A 14,368-nucleotide genomic window follows, 5' to 3' on the forward strand; every position below is an offset into this window, starting at 1 on the left:
GGTGCTTCAGGACAAGGACCGCATCTTCACCAATCTCTACGGCTACCAGTCGTGGCATCTCGACGCGGCGCGTGCGCGCGGTGCGTGGGATAACACCAAGGCGCTGCTGGAGCTGGGCCAGGATACCATCATCGACCGCATCAAGGCCTCGGGCCTGCGCGGGCGTGGCGGTGCCGGCTTCCCGACGGGCATGAAGTGGAGCTTCATGCCGAAGAACCCGACGCCCGAGCGTCCGAGCTTCCTCGTCATCAACGCCGACGAGTCCGAGCCGGGCTCGTGCAAGGACCGCGAGATCATCCGCCACGATCCGCACCTGCTGATCGAAGGCGCGCTGGTCGCGGGCTTCGCGATGCGCGCGCGTGCGGCCTATATCTACATCCGCGGCGAATATATCCGCGAGGCCGAGACGCTGTTCGCGGCGGTCGCTGAGGCCTATGCCGCCGGGCTGGTGGGCAAGAACGCCTGCGGTTCGGGCTATGACTTCGACGTCTTCGTCCATCGCGGCGCCGGCGCGTATATCTGCGGCGAAGAGACCGCGATGATCGAGAGCCTGGAAGGCAAGAAGGGCCAGCCGCGCCTCAAGCCGCCGTTCCCGGCGGGTGCGGGCCTCTATGGCTGCCCGACCACGGTCAACAATGTCGAGTCGATCGCGGTCGCCCCGACGATCCTGCGCCGCAGCCCCGAATGGTTCGCCAGCTTCGGCAACGAGAACAACAAGGGCACCAAGCTCTTCCAGATCTCGGGCCATGTGAACAAGCCGTGCGTGGTCGAGGAGGCCATGTCGATCCCGTTCCGCGAACTGATCGAGAAGCATTGCGGCGGTATCCGCGGCGGCTGGGACAATCTGCTCGCGGTGATCCCGGGCGGCTCGTCGGTGCCCGTCGTGCCGGCAGCCCAGATCATGGACTGCGCGATGGATTTCGACGGCCTCAAGGCGGTCGGCTCGGGCCTCGGCACCGCCGCGGTGATCGTGATGGACAAGTCGACCGACATCGTCCGCGCGATCAGCCGTCTCTCTTACTTCTACAAGCATGAGAGCTGCGGCCAGTGCACGCCGTGCCGCGAAGGCACCGGCTGGATGTGGCGCGTGATGGAGCGGATGCGCACCGGCGACGCCGACATCAGCGAGATCGACACGCTGCAGCAGGTGACCAAGCAGGTCGAAGGCCACACCATCTGCGCCCTGGGCGACGCGGCCGCCTGGCCGATCCAGGGCCTGATCAAGCATTTCCGCCCGGAAATGGAGCGCCGTATCAACGAGCGCCGTTCGGGCGGCCTCGAAACCATGCAAGAGGCGGCAGAGTAATGCCCAAGCTCAAGGTTGACGGAATCGAAGTCGAGGTGCCGCAGGGCGCCACCGTGCTCCAGGCCTGCGAGGCCGCGGGCAAGGAGATTCCGCGTTTCTGCTATCATGAACGGCTGAGCATCGCCGGCAATTGCCGCATGTGCCTGGTCGAGGTGAAGCCCGGACCGCCCAAGCCCCAGGCTTCGTGCGCGCTGCCGGCCGCCGACAATCAGGAAGTTCGCACCGACAGCCCGATGGTGAAGGCCGCACGCGAAGGCGTGATGGAATTCCTGCTGATCAACCACCCGCTCGATTGCCCGATCTGCGATCAGGGCGGCGAGTGCGACCTGCAGGACCAGTCGGTTGCCTATGGTCGCGGCCAGTCGCGGTACGAGGAAAACAAGCGCGCGGTCACCGAGAAATATATGGGCCCCATCATCAAGACGGTGATGACCCGCTGCATCCAGTGCACCCGCTGCGTCCGCTTCGGCGAGGAAGTGGCCGGCGTGGAGGATATCGGCGCGATCTATCGCGGCGAGAACATGCAGATCACGACCTATCTCGAAAAGGCATTCAAGAGCGAGCTGTCGGGCAATGTCGCGGACCTGTGCCCGGTCGGCGCGCTGACCCACAAGCCGGTCGCGTTCGAATATCGCCCCTGGGAGCTCAAGCGGAACCTGTCGATCGACGTCATGGACGCGGTCGGCACCAACATTCGCCTCGACAGCCGCGGCCGCCAGGTGATGCGCGTCCTGCCGCGCATCAACGAGGACGTGAACGAGGAGTGGGCGCACGACAAGACCCGCTACCATGTCGACGCGCTGGTCCGCCGCCGTCTCGACCGCCCGTTCGTCCGCAAGGACGGCAAGCTGGTCCCGGCGACGTGGGAAGAAGCGTTCGACGCGATCGCGGGCGTGGCCGCCACGGCAGGCTCGAGCGTTGCGGCGATCGCCGGCGACCTGCTCGATGCCGAGACCATGTATGCCGCCAAGGCGCTGGTGAAGGCGTTCGGTTCGGACCTGCTCGAAGGCCGCCAGACCGGCATGGCCTATGACACGTCGAGCCTGTCGGCGGTGGCGTTCAACACCACCATCGCGGCGCTCGAAGAGGCCGATGCGATCCTGCTGGTCGGCACCAACCTGCGCTGGGAAGCGCCGCTGGTGAACACCCGCGTGCGCAAGGCGATCAAGCGCGGCGCCAAGGTGTTCGCGATCGGGCCGGAAGTCGACCTGACCTACAAGGTCGAGTGGCTGGGCGACGATCTGGGGCTGCTCAACAGCCTCCCGGAGAACCTCGCCCAGGCAATCGATAATGCCAAGAAGCCGGCGCTGATCCTCGGCCCGGGTGCGCTGAAGAACGGCCATGGCGCCGCGCTCGCGATCGCGGGTGCGTTCCAGCGTGCCGCGACCGAGACCGAGGCGGCATGGAACGGCTTCAACGTCGTCCACACCGCGGCGGCGCGGATGGCCGGCCTGATGCTCGGCTATGCGCAGAAGGGCGGCATTGCCGACATCGTCGCGGCATCGCCGAAGCTCGCCTTCTTCCTGGGCGCCGACGAAGTGGACTTCTCGAAGTTCGCCGGCAGCTTCAAGGTCTATATCGGCCATCATGGCGACCAGGGCGCGCATCATGCCGATGTGATCCTGCCGGGCGCCACCTATGCCGAGAAGCCGGGCACCTATGTGAACCTGGAAGGCCGCGTGCAGCGCGCCGATCGCGCGGTGTTCGCACCGGGCGAGGCGCGCGAGGACTGGACGATCCTGCGTGCGCTCTCCGAGAAGCTCGGCCGCACGCTGCCGTTCGACAGCTTCGACGAACTGCGCGCCGCGATGGCGAGCGAGGTTCCGGCGCTCGGCCAGGAAGGTCTGGCTGAATATGCGTGGAACCCGCCGTCGCTTGCCAGCCAGGCTTCGGGTCCGGTGACCTATCCGGTCGCCGACTTCTATCTCACCAACGCCATCTGCCGTGCGTCGCCGACGATGCAGCGCTGCTCGGCCGAACTGCTCCATGGCGAAGACTTCGCAGAGGCCGCAGAATGACCTCCTGGTTCACCTATCTCGGCCTGCCGTACGAGCTGGCCTGGACCGTCGCCACGGTCATCGACATCCTCGTCATCGCGCTGCCGGTGATGCTGGCCGTCGCCATGATCATCTATGCCGATCGCAAGATCTGGGCGGCGATGGCGCTGCGCCGCGGCCCGAACGTCGTCGGCCCGCTCGGCCTGATGCAGTCCTTCGCCGACGGCCTGAAGGTGTTCCTGCAGGAAACCATCGTGCCGTCGGGCGCGAACAAGGGCCTGTTCCTGCTCGCGCCGATCATCACCTTCACGGTCGCGCTGATCGTGTGGGCGGTGGTGCCGTTCCAGGCGGGCGTCGCGCTGTCGAACATCAATGTCGGCCTGCTCTACGTGCTCGCGGCCTCGTCGCTGGGTGTGTACGGCATCATCCTCGCCGGCTGGTCGTCGAACTCGAAGTACCCGTTCTACTCGGCGATCCGCGCGGCCGCGCAGATGGTGAGCTACGAAGTCTCGATCGGCTTCGTGCTGATCTCGGTCGTGCTCTGGGCCGGCTCGTTCAATCTCGGCGCGATCGTCGAGATGCAGAAGGGCTATTACGGCTTCGTCAACGGCAACTTCGTCAACCCGCTGCTCTTCCCGATGGCGATCGTGTTCTTCATCTCGTCGCTCGCCGAGACGCAGCGCGCACCGTTCGACTTGACCGAGGCGGAGTCGGAACTGGTCGCGGGCTATCAGACCGAATATTCGTCGATGGCCTTCGCGCTTTACTGGCTCGGCGAGTATGCCAACGTCATCCTGATGTGCGCGCTCAACGCGACCCTGTTCTGGGGCGGCTATCTGCCTCCGTTCGACTGGGCGCCGCTCTATGCCGTGCCGGGCATCATCTGGCTCTTCATCAAGATGTCGATCTTCTTCTTCTGCTTCAGCTGGGTGAAGGCCACCGTCCCGCGCTATCGCTACGATCAGCTGATGCGCCTGGGCTGGAAGATCTTCCTGCCGCTGTCGCTTCTCTTCGTCTTCCTCGTTTCCGGGTATCTCATGCTGACCCGGGTTGGAGTGCCCGCATGAGCGTCGGTAGTTTCATTCGCACCTGGACTCTGTGGGAGTTCGTGAAGGCGCATGCCCTGACCTTGAAGTATTTCTTCAAGCCCAAGGCGACGATCAACTATCCGTACGAGAAGAACCCGCTCTCGCCCCGCTTCCGCGGCGAGCATGCGCTGCGCCGCTATCCCAATGGGGAAGAGCGCTGCATCGCGTGCAAGCTGTGCGAGGCGGTGTGCCCGGCGCTGGCGATCACGATCGAGGCCGAACCGCGCGACGACGGCAGCCGCCGCACGACGCGCTACGACATCGACATGACCAAGTGCATCTATTGCGGCCTGTGCCAGGAAGCATGTCCGGTCGATGCGATCGTCGAGGGGCCGAATTTCGAATTTTCCACCGAAACGCGTGAAGAGCTGATTTATCAGAAGGATAAGCTGCTCGCGAACGGCGATCGCTGGGAACGCGCAATCGCGGCGAACCTTGCCGCCGACGCGCCGTACCGTTAAGCGCCGCACCATTCAAAGGGGCCATCCGATTCCGTGATCCAGCTTCTCGCCTTTTACCTGTTCGCGATCATCGTGTGCGTCTCCGGCGCCTGCACGATCCTGTCGCGTAACCCGGTACATTCCGTCCTGTGGCTCATCCTGGCGTTCTTCAACGCCGCGGGCCTGATGGTGCTCGTGGGCGCCGAATTCATCGCCATGCTGCTGGTGATCGTCTATGTCGGCGCGGTCGCGGTGCTCTTCCTGTTCGTCGTCATGATGCTCGACATCGACTTCACCGAGCTCCGCGCGGGCGTGATGAAGTATGCCGCGGTCGGCGCGCTGCTCGCGCTGGCGCTGGTCGCCGAGATCATCGTCGCGGTGGGCGCCTGGAGCGCCGGCACGCTGGCGCTCGGCCGCCGCGTTGCCCCGGTGGCAGACGGCGTGCCGAACATCGAGGCGATCGGCGCGCTGCTCTACACGCGCTACCTGTTCGTGTTCGAGGGCGCCGGCCTGGTGCTGCTCGTCGCGATGATCGGTGCGATCGTGCTGACCTACCGCAAGCGCAGCGACGTGCGGCCGCAGAACATTGCGCGCCAGAACGCTCGCCGCGCCAAGGACGCCACCCGTAACATGAACCCGGCGGTCGGGCAGGGGATGGAGCTGTGATCTCGCTAACCCATTATCTGGTCGTCTCGGCCATCCTGTTCACCATGGGGGTGCTCGGCATCTTCATGAACCGGAAGAACCTGATCGTCATCCTGATGGCGATCGAGCTGATCCTTCTGGCGGTGAACCTCAATCTCGTCGCCTTCTCGTCGTTCCTCGGCGATCTGGTCGGTCAGGTGTTCGCGATGTTCGTGCTGACCGTCGCTGCCGGTGAGGCCGCGATCGGCCTTGCCATCCTGGTTATCTATTTCCGCGGTCGCGGCACGATTTCGGTCGACGACGTCAATCGGATGAAGGGCTGATGTCGCCTATCCTGATCATTGTATTCCTGCCGCTGATCGCGGCAGCCGTCGCGGGGCTCGTGAACAAGTCGTTTGGGGCCGCGCTCCCGAAGCTTGTCACCACGGGATCGCTGTTCGTCGCCTGCGCGCTGTCGTGGCCGATCTTCATCAAGTACCTCGCGGGCACTGAAGCTCCGAGCGTCACCCCGGTGCTGCACTGGATGACCTCGGGCACGATGAGCTTCGCCTGGGAGCTGCGCGTCGACGCGCTGACCGCGGTGATGCTCGTGGTGGTCACCAGCGTCTCGGCGCTCGTCCACCTCTATAGCTGGGGCTATATGAGCGAGGAGCCGGATCAGCCGCGCTTCTTCGCCTATCTCTCGCTGTTCACCTTCGCGATGCTGATGCTCGTGACCGCGAACAACCTGGTGCAGATGTTCTTCGGCTGGGAAGGCGTGGGTCTCGCGTCCTACCTGCTGATCGGCTTCTGGTTCCGCAAGCCCAGCGCCAATGCCGCGGCGATCAAGGCCTTCGTGGTCAACCGCGTCGGTGACCTTGGCTTCATGCTCGGCATCTTCGGCGTGTTCCTGGTGTTCGGCACCGTCGACATCCCGACGATCCTGGCGGCGGCGCCGAACCATGCCGGTTCGACGATCGGCTTCCTCGGCCACCGCTTCGACACGATCACCGTGCTCTGCCTGCTGCTGTTCGTCGGCGCGATGGGCAAGTCGGCCCAGCTCGGCCTGCACACCTGGTTGCCGGACGCGATGGAAGGCCCGACCCCGGTGTCGGCGCTGATCCACGCCGCGACCATGGTGACCGCGGGCGTGTTCATGGTCTGCCGCATGTCGCCGCTGTTCGAGCAGAGCGCGGTCGCGATGCACGTCGTGATGGTGATCGGCGCGGCTACCTGCTTCTTCGCCGCCACCGTCGGCACGACGCAGACCGACATCAAGCGCGTGATCGCCTATTCGACTTGTTCGCAGCTCGGCTACATGTTCTTCGCAGCGGGCGTCGGCGCGTACGGCGCGGCGATGTTCCACCTGTTCACGCACGCCTTCTTCAAGGCGCTGCTGTTCCTCGGTGCCGGCTCGGTGATCCATGCGATGCACCACGAGCAGGACATGCGCTACTATGGCGGCCTCTGGAAGAAGATCCCGCTGACCTACACGGCGATGATGGCGGGTACGCTCGCGATCACCGGCGTCGGCATCCCCGCGCTGTTCGGCAACCCGGTGGCGTTCGGCTTCGCCGGCTTCCACTCGAAGGACGCGATCATCGAGGCGGCCTTCGCTTCGGGCAACACCGGCGTGTTCTGGGTCGGCGTGGTCGTCGCGCTGCTGACGAGCTTCTACTCGTGGCGCGTGGTGTTCCTGACCTTCCACGGCAAGCCGCGCTGGGCCGCTTCCGAGCACATCCAGCACGCGGTGCATGACGCGCACGGCCATGGCCATCACGACGATCATGCGCACGACACGCACGGCCATGGCAGCGAGCATGCCAATGCGCCGGCGCAGGAAGATGCGGGTCACACCCCGCATGGCACCCATGCGCTGCACGAGCATGAGGCCGAGGGCACGGCGGGCTACCACCCGCACGAGAGCCCGCTGGTCATGCTGATCCCGTTGATCCTGCTGTCGATCGGCGCAGTGCTGGCCGGCTTCGTCTTCCACGGCGCGTTCATCGAGCCGACCGCGGGCGAGACCTATTGGCACGGCGCGCTGGCCTTCAACGAGCACCTGATGCACGCGATGCATGAAGTGCCGGTGTGGGTGAAGCTCTCGGCCACGGTGGCGATGCTGCTGGGCCTGGGCACCGCGGTGTTCGCGTATATCGTTTCGCCGGGCTTCCCGGCGGCCTTCGCCGAGCAGGTGCGTCCGCTGTATCTGTTCCTGCTCAACAAGTGGTATTTCGACGAGCTCTACAACCTGCTCTTCGTGCGTCCCGCATTCGCCATCGGGCGGCTGTTCTGGAAGCGCGGCGACGAGCAGACGATCGACCGGTTCGGCCCCAATGGCGCGGCGCGCCTGGTGCAGTTCGGAAGCTTCGGGGCCGTCAAGCTGCAATCGGGGTATCTCTACACCTATGCCTTCGTCATGCTGATCGGGCTCACGGCCGCGCTCACCTGGGTCATTGCGAGGTGATGGAATCATGACCGGCTTTCCGATCCTTTCCGTCCTGCTCGCGGTGCCTGCAGTTGCCGCAGTGCTCTGCCTGTTCGTGGGCGCCCAGGGCGCCCGCTGGACGGCGCTCCTCGCGACGCTCGTCAACCTGGCACTGGGCGCCTGGCTCTGGACCCAGTTCCAGCATGGCGACGGTGCCCCGCAGTGGCAGTTCGTCGAGCATGTCACGCTGTTCAAGATGGGCGGCGTGGAGTTCTCCTGGGCGCTCGGCATCGACGGCTTCGCCTTCCTGCTGATCGAGCTCTCGCTGTTCCTGATGCCGATCTGCATCGGGGCCAGCTGGCTCTCGGTCACCAAGCGCGTGCCGGAGTACATGGCGGCGTTCCTCGCGACCGAAGTGCTGATGATCGGCACCTTCGCCGCGCAGGATCTGTTCCTGTTCTACGTCTTCTTCGAAGGCGGCCTGATCCCGATGTACCTGATCATCGGCATCTGGGGCGGCGTGAACCGCATCTACGCGTCGTACAAGTTCTTCCTGTACACGCTGCTCGGCTCGCTGCTGATGCTGATCGCGATGATCGTGATGGTGCTGACCACCGGCACCACGTCGATCCCGGTGCTGATGGCGCATGACTTCCCTGCCAGCTGGCAGACCTGGTTGTGGCTCGCCTTCTTCGCCTCGTTCGCGGTGAAGATGCCGATGTGGCCGGTCCACACCTGGCTTCCGGACGCGCACGTGCAGGCGCCGACCGCTGGTTCGGTCATCCTGGCGGGCGTGCTGCTGAAGCTCGGCGGCTATGGCTTCCTGCGCTTCTCGCTGCCGATGTTCCCGGTCGCGTCGGTGCAGTTCATGTGGGTGGTCTTCGGCCTGTCCTGCGTCGCGGTGGTCTACACCTCGCTCGTCGCGCTCGTGCAGAGCGACATGAAGAAGCTGATCGCCTATTCGTCGGTCGCGCACATGGCGATCGTCACCATGGGTCTGTTCGCCTTCAACGCGAACGGCATCGACGGTGCGATGATGGTGATGCTGGGCCACGGTGTGGTCTCGGGCGCGCTCTTCCTGTGCGTCGGCATCATCTATGATCGCCTGCACACCCGCGAGATCGACCGCTATGGCGGTCTGGCGATCAACATGCCGCGCTATGCCGTGCTGTTCCTGCTGTTCACCATGGCCTCGATCGGTTTGCCGGGCACCAGCAACTTCGTCGGTGAATTCTTCAGCCTCGCCGGCGTGTACCAGGTCTCGACCTGGACCGCGCTGATCGGCACCACCGGCATCATCCTCGGCGCCGCCTATATGCTCTACCTGTTCCGTCGGGTGGTGTGGGGCGACCTGACCAAGGACGATGTGAAGGCGATGCCGGACCTCGACGGTCGCGAAGTCGCGATGCTGGTGGCACTGGCTGCCGTGGTGCTGTGGATGGGTGTGTACCCGACCAGCTTCACCGCACCGATGCGCGCCGACGTCGCGCGGTTGACGCAGCGCCTCGACAGCGCCGCGCACACCGCGTCGATCAGCGACTCCAAGCCCACGCCGGGTTCGCCGCAGGCGGCACCCGCCCATGAAGCCTCCGCGCACGAGGGGGCGCACTGATGTCCTATTCCACGCAACTCCTCATGACGCTGCCCGAGCTGGTGCTCGCGGCCGGTTCGATCGTCCTGATGCTGGTCGCTGCCTTTGGCGGCCAGGCATCGACCAAGCTGGTGAGCTGGGCCTCGGTGGCGCTGCTCGCCGGTGCCGGCATCGCGCTGGCGGGGCCGGCCTCGACCGGCGGTGTCGCGTTCGGCGGGCTGTTCCGCGCGGATGCGTTCGCGACCTTCGCCAAGGTGGTGATCTATGTCGCCGCCGCGGTGTCGATCCTGATCGCGCCGGGCTTCTTCCAGCGCACCTCGGGCGAGGATCTGCGTCCGGAATATCCGGTGCTGATCCTGCTCTCCACGGTGGGCATGGGCATGATGGTGTCGGCGGGCGACCTGCTGACCCTCTATGTCGGCCTGGAGCTGCAGAGCCTTTCGGCCTATATCCTCGCCAGCTTCATGCGGCGGGACACGCGTTCGGCGGAAGCGGGCCTGAAGTATTTTGTGCTGGGCGCGTTGGCCTCGGGCATCCTGCTCTACGGCATCAGCCTGGTGTACGGCTTCTCCGGCACGACGCTGTTCGACGGCATTGCCGAGGCGTACAGCGCGGGTACCACCGGCAGCCAGCATACCGGCCTGCTGTTCGGCCTGGTGTTCGTGTTCGCCGGTCTCGCCTTCAAGATCTCGGCCGTGCCGTTCCACATGTGGACGCCGGACGTGTATGAAGGCGCGCCGACGCCGGTCACTGCCTATTTCGCCTCGGCGCCCAAGGTGGCGGCGGTGGCGATGGCGGTCCGCGTCGCCGTCGATGCGATGGGCCCGGCGATCCTCGAATGGCGCCAGATCGTGATCTTCGCCTCGCTCGCCTCGATCATCTTCGGTGCGGTGGCGGCGATCGGCCAGACCAACATCAAGCGCCTGCTTGCCTATTCGTCGATCAACAATGTCGGCTTCGCGCTGATCGGCCTTGCCGCCGGTGGTGAGGAAGGCGTGGCGAGCGTGCTGCTCTACATGGCGATCTATGTCGTGATGACGATCGGCGGCTTCCTGGTGGTGCTGCAGATGCGCGGCGAGGATGGCGAGCAGATCGAGACGATCGCGAGCCTGTCGGGCATGTCGCGGACCCGCCCGGGCCTGGCGGCGGCGCTGGCGATCTTCATGTTCAGCCTTGCCGGCATCCCGCCGCTGCTCGGCTTCTTCGCCAAGCTGGGCGTGTTCATGGCGGCGGTGCATTCGGGCCTGATCGCGTTTGCCACGGTCGGTGCCGCGGCCTCGACGATCGGTGCCTTCTATTACCTCAAGATCGTCAAGACGATGTACTTCGACGAGCCGGCGCCGGCGTTCGCGGGCAAGACCAACCTGGTCGAGGGCGGCCTGATCGCGATCAGCGCGGTCGTGATCTCGCCGGTCGGCTGGCTGGTGTTCGGTGCGATCGGCACCTGGTCACTGGTCGCCGCGAAGTCGCTGTTCTGACACCTGTGATCCGAACCGTCTCCGAGACGGGATCGACCAATGCCGACATCCTTTCCCTGGCGCTTACGGGCGCCGGGGAAGGGCTGTGGCTCCGGGCCGAACGCCAGACCGCCGGCAAGGGTCGGCAGGGGCGCGCCTGGGTCTCGCCTGCGGGCAATCTCTACATTTCGACTTTGGTCCGCGTGCGGCCGACCGATCCTTCGCCGGCGACGCTGGCGCTGCTCTCGGCCGTCGCGCTCGAAGAGGCTGTGCGGGCGTTCGGTGTATCGCCGATGCTCAAATGGCCCAACGACCTGCTGGTCGACGGCGCCAAGCTCTCCGGCATCCTCCTCGAGCGCGCTGGCGATGCTATCGCGGTCGGCATCGGCGTGAACCTGGCCGCGGCACCCGAGGGGCTCGACCGCGCCGCGACCAGCCTCGCCGCGCAGGGCGTCACCGTCGCCCCCGACATTTTCGCCGAGGTGCTCGCCGAGAGTTTCGGCCGCTGGCTGGAGCGCTGGCGGGGTGAGGGCATGTGGCCGGTGCGCGAGCGCTGGCTCGCGAAGGCGCATCCCGAGGGGACCGCGCTCACCGCACGGCTTGCCGACGGATCGAGCTTCGACGGGCTGTTCGGTGGGCTGGATTCGAGCGGGGCGCTGATCCTGCGCTTGGCCGATGGAACGACCCGTGCCATTCACGCGGGCGACGTGTTCCTGCTGTAACGAGGAAGAGGAAAGGGCGATGCTGCTCGCGATCGACGCCGGCAATACCAATGTAGTGTTCGCGCTGGTGGACGACGGCGAGATCCGCGCCCGCTGGCGCATTGCCACCGATCCGCGCCGCACCGCCGACGAATATGCGGTGTGGCTCAGCCAGTTGCTGGCGCTGGAGGGCTTTGATCGCGGCGCGGTGACGGGGGTAATCGTCGGCACGGTGGTGCCGCGCGCGCTCCACAACCTGCAGGTGCTGGCGAGCAAATACTTCAAGACCGAGGCGGTGATCGCCGGCAAGGGCAATGCCGAATGGGGCTTCGCGCTCGACGTCGACGAGCCGCAGAACCTAGGCGCCGACCGTGCGCTCAACGTGCTTGCCGGCCATGCGCGCCATGCGGGCGACCTGATCATCATCGATTTCGGCACCGCGACGACCTTCGACGTGGTCGATTATCGCGGCGCCTATAAGGGCGGGATCATCGCGCCGGGCATCAACCTCTCGCTGGACGCGCTGGTGACCGCCGCGGCCAAGCTGCCGCGCATCGCCATCTCCGCTCCCGAGACCGCCAGCGTGGTCGGCCGCAACACCGTCGATCAGATGCATATCGGCATCTACTGGGGCTATGTGGCGATGATCGAGGGGCTGGTCGCGCGGCTGAAGGCCGAAGTGGGCAGGCCGCTCAAGGTTATTGCGACGGGTGGGCTGGCGATTCTCTTCGAAACGCATACATCTGTCTTCGATACGATCGAGCCCGATCTGACCATTCAGGGCTTGGCGATGCTGTGGGAACGCAGCCAGCAAGGAAATTAAGTGACTCCAAGAAACGAACTGCTCTTCCTGGCCCTTGGTGGCTCGGGCGAGATTGGCATGAACGTCAATCTCTATGGCTGCGACGGCAAGTGGCTGATGGTCGATTGCGGCATCACCTTCGGCGACGCCAGCTATCCGGGCATCGACGTGATCCTGCCCGACCTCCAGTTCATCGAGGACCGGGTGGACGATCTGCTCGGCATCGTGCTGACGCACGGGCATGAGGACCATATCGGCGCGCTGCCCTATCTCGCCGCCGATCTCGGCGTGCCGCTCTATGCGACGCCGTTCACCGCCGGCCTGATCCACGGCAAGCTGGCCGAGGAAGGCATCGAGGACCGCGTCGAGCTCAACGTCGTCAAGGAAGAGGGGCCGTTCGACATCGGCCCGTTCACGATCACCTACACCCCGCTCGCCCACTCGATCCCCGAAGGCAATGCGGTGCTGATCGAAACACCCTACGGCAAGGTGTTCCACACCGGCGACTGGAAGCTGGACGAGGCGCCCTCGCTGGGCGGTTCGGCGACCGCCGAGGAACTCACCGCGATCGGCGACAAGGGCGTGCTCGCGCTGGTGTGCGACTCGACCAACGTGTTCAACCCCGAAGCCTCGGGCTCGGAAGCCGATGTGCGCAAGGGCCTGGACGAGGTGGTTGCAGGCGCCAAGGGCCGCGTGCTCGTCACCACCTTCGCCTCGAACGCGGCGCGGCTGCAGACGCTGGGCGAGGTCGCGCGCGACACTGGCCGCGAACTGTGCGTCGCCGGGCGTTCGCTGGACCGCATCATCCGCGTCGCCAAGGCAACCGGCTATCTGCGTGACTTCCCCGAACTGATCGACTTCGAGAAGGCGATGACGCTGCCCGCGTCGCGCGTGCTGATCGTCGCCACCGGCGGCCAGGGCGAGCCGCGCGCCGCGCTCAACCGCATCGCCGAGGGCAGTCACGTGCTGAAGCTCCACCAGGGCGACCTGGTGGTGTTCTCCTCGCGCCAGATCCCGGGCAACGAGATCGCGATCGGCAAGATCATGAACACGCTCGCCGACAAGGGCGTCGACATCATCACCGACCGCCAGGCCTTCGTGCACGTCTCGGGGCACCCGGGCCGGCCCGAACTCGCCGAGATGTACAAGTGGATCCGGCCCGAGATCATCGTGCCGGTGCACGGCGAGATCCGCCACATGCACGAACAGGCCCGCTTCGCGCTGTCGCAGGGCGTGCCCAAGGCGGTGAAGCAGCAGAATGGCGAGATCATCCGTCTGGCGCCCAACGGCCCGGCGAAGATCGGCCATGCGACCGTGGGTCGCCTCGTGCTCGACGGCGACGTGATCCTGCCGGCCGACGGCGCGACAATGGGCGAGCGGCGGCGGATCGCGCTGTACGGCCAGATGTCTGTCGCAGTGGCGATCGATCGCAAGGGCAAGCTGCTTGGTGCGCCGCAGATCCGCGTCCAGGGCGTGCCGGTGGAAGAGGACCGCGAGGACCTGATCGAAGCCGCCGCCGATGCCGCCGCCGAGGCGGTGAAGAAGGACTGGCGCGATCGCGAGAAGCTGCGCGAGTCGCTGCGCCTAGCGGTGCGGCGGGTCGCGGTGCGTTTCACCGGCAAGAAGCCGGTAGTGGACGTGCTGCTGATCGAGGCGTAACCTCCGCCCCATGAAGTGGCAGTCGGCGCTCGCGATCTATACGCTCTTCTGGGCGATGTCGGTGTTCTTCGTGCTGCCCTTCGGGGTGCGGACCAGCGAGGAGGCGGGCGTGCCGCTCGTCCCCGGCCAGGCGCCGAGCGCACCGCACAGCTTCAATCCGACGAAGATCGTGGTGCGCACCACGATCCTCTCGGCGGTGCTGTTCTCGGCCTTCTACCTCAACTACGTCTATGGCTGGGTGACCGCAGACATGCTCGACTGGACGCGGTAACCAC

The 14,368-nt window shown here is 65.8% G+C and carries 13 protein-coding genes; all 13 read left to right on the forward strand.

Annotated features, from left to right (window positions below):
- Position 1: 1 nt before the first annotated feature.
- From nuoF to ABIC35_RS17925, 13 genes are read left to right on the forward strand one after another with little or no spacing between them, the layout of a single operon-like run.
- The gene (gene nuoF / locus ABIC35_RS17865) at positions 2 to 1,306 is read left to right on the forward strand and encodes an NADH-quinone oxidoreductase subunit NuoF (RefSeq protein ID WP_121076786.1); all 1,305 of its coding nucleotides are present in this window, start codon (positions 2 to 4) and stop codon (positions 1,304 to 1,306) included.
- On the forward strand, positions 1,306 to 3,324 hold the full coding sequence (nuoG, locus tag ABIC35_RS17870) for an NADH-quinone oxidoreductase subunit NuoG (RefSeq protein WP_121076788.1): 2,019 nt from the start codon (positions 1,306 to 1,308) through the stop codon (positions 3,322 to 3,324). The genes nuoF and nuoG overlap by 1 nt, the downstream gene beginning before the upstream one ends.
- Positions 3,321 to 4,370 (forward strand): NADH-quinone oxidoreductase subunit NuoH, encoded by a 1,050-nt coding sequence (gene nuoH / locus ABIC35_RS17875; protein WP_121076790.1) that lies wholly within the window; start codon positions 3,321 to 3,323, stop codon positions 4,368 to 4,370. Before nuoG ends, nuoH begins: the two co-directional genes overlap by 4 nt.
- Positions 4,367 to 4,852 (forward strand): NADH-quinone oxidoreductase subunit NuoI, encoded by a 486-nt coding sequence (nuoI, locus tag ABIC35_RS17880; protein ID WP_066718225.1) that lies wholly within the window; start codon positions 4,367 to 4,369, stop codon positions 4,850 to 4,852. The genes nuoH and nuoI overlap by 4 nt, the downstream gene beginning before the upstream one ends.
- Before the next feature lie 33 nt (positions 4,853 to 4,885).
- Positions 4,886 to 5,497: an NADH-quinone oxidoreductase subunit J gene (locus tag ABIC35_RS17885; protein WP_121076792.1), complete on the forward strand. Its 612-nt coding sequence runs from the start codon at positions 4,886 to 4,888 to the stop codon at positions 5,495 to 5,497.
- The gene (nuoK, locus tag ABIC35_RS17890; protein WP_084580737.1) at positions 5,494 to 5,799 is read left to right on the forward strand and encodes an NADH-quinone oxidoreductase subunit NuoK; all 306 of its coding nucleotides are present in this window, start codon (positions 5,494 to 5,496) and stop codon (positions 5,797 to 5,799) included. Before ABIC35_RS17885 ends, nuoK begins: the two co-directional genes overlap by 4 nt.
- Positions 5,799 to 7,922: an NADH-quinone oxidoreductase subunit L gene (nuoL, locus tag ABIC35_RS17895; RefSeq protein WP_121076794.1), complete on the forward strand. Its 2,124-nt coding sequence runs from the start codon at positions 5,799 to 5,801 to the stop codon at positions 7,920 to 7,922. The genes nuoK and nuoL overlap by 1 nt, the downstream gene beginning before the upstream one ends.
- Positions 7,923 to 7,929: 7 nt before the next feature.
- The gene (locus ABIC35_RS17900) at positions 7,930 to 9,495 is read left to right on the forward strand and encodes an NADH-quinone oxidoreductase subunit M (protein WP_121076796.1); all 1,566 of its coding nucleotides are present in this window, start codon (positions 7,930 to 7,932) and stop codon (positions 9,493 to 9,495) included.
- Positions 9,495 to 10,952 (forward strand): NADH-quinone oxidoreductase subunit NuoN, encoded by a 1,458-nt coding sequence (gene nuoN, locus ABIC35_RS17905; protein ID WP_121076798.1) that lies wholly within the window; start codon positions 9,495 to 9,497, stop codon positions 10,950 to 10,952. The genes ABIC35_RS17900 and nuoN overlap by 1 nt, the downstream gene beginning before the upstream one ends.
- 5 nt (positions 10,953 to 10,957) lie before the next feature.
- Positions 10,958 to 11,653 carry a biotin--[acetyl-CoA-carboxylase] ligase gene (locus ABIC35_RS17910; RefSeq protein ID WP_121076799.1) on the forward strand — a complete coding sequence of 232 codons (696 nt, stop codon included), beginning with the start codon at positions 10,958 to 10,960 and terminating at the stop codon, positions 11,651 to 11,653.
- A gap of 19 nt (positions 11,654 to 11,672) precedes the next feature.
- Entirely contained in the window at positions 11,673 to 12,455 is a 783-nt protein-coding gene (locus ABIC35_RS17915; protein WP_121076801.1) for a type III pantothenate kinase, read from the forward strand.
- Complete coding sequence (locus tag ABIC35_RS17920; RefSeq protein WP_121076803.1) at positions 12,456 to 14,093, forward strand: ribonuclease J; 1,638 nt, start codon at positions 12,456 to 12,458, stop codon at positions 14,091 to 14,093.
- Between the two features lie 10 nt (positions 14,094 to 14,103).
- The gene (locus ABIC35_RS17925) at positions 14,104 to 14,364 is read left to right on the forward strand and encodes a DUF1467 family protein (protein ID WP_121076805.1); all 261 of its coding nucleotides are present in this window, start codon (positions 14,104 to 14,106) and stop codon (positions 14,362 to 14,364) included.
- Positions 14,365 to 14,368: the final 4 nt, after the last annotated feature.

The organism is Sphingomonas trueperi (genome assembly GCF_040545965.1).
Lineage (GTDB): Bacteria > Pseudomonadota > Alphaproteobacteria > Sphingomonadales > Sphingomonadaceae > Sphingomonas > Sphingomonas trueperi_C.

Coding starts and splice junctions, on each gene's coding strand:
- nuoI (WP_066718225.1), top strand. CDS start 4,367: ATGAGCGTCGGTAGTTTCATTCGCACCTGGACTCTGTGGGAGTTCGTG.
- ABIC35_RS17925 (WP_121076805.1), top strand. CDS start 14,104: ATGAAGTGGCAGTCGGCGCTCGCGATCTATACGCTCTTCTGGGCGATG.
- nuoL (WP_121076794.1), top strand. CDS start 5,799: ATGTCGCCTATCCTGATCATTGTATTCCTGCCGCTGATCGCGGCAGCC.
- nuoN (WP_121076798.1), top strand. CDS start 9,495: ATGTCCTATTCCACGCAACTCCTCATGACGCTGCCCGAGCTGGTGCTC.
- nuoG (WP_121076788.1), top strand. CDS start 1,306: ATGCCCAAGCTCAAGGTTGACGGAATCGAAGTCGAGGTGCCGCAGGGC.
- nuoH (WP_121076790.1), top strand. CDS start 3,321: ATGACCTCCTGGTTCACCTATCTCGGCCTGCCGTACGAGCTGGCCTGG.
- ABIC35_RS17915 (WP_121076801.1), top strand. CDS start 11,673: ATGCTGCTCGCGATCGACGCCGGCAATACCAATGTAGTGTTCGCGCTG.
- ABIC35_RS17900 (WP_121076796.1), top strand. CDS start 7,930: ATGACCGGCTTTCCGATCCTTTCCGTCCTGCTCGCGGTGCCTGCAGTT.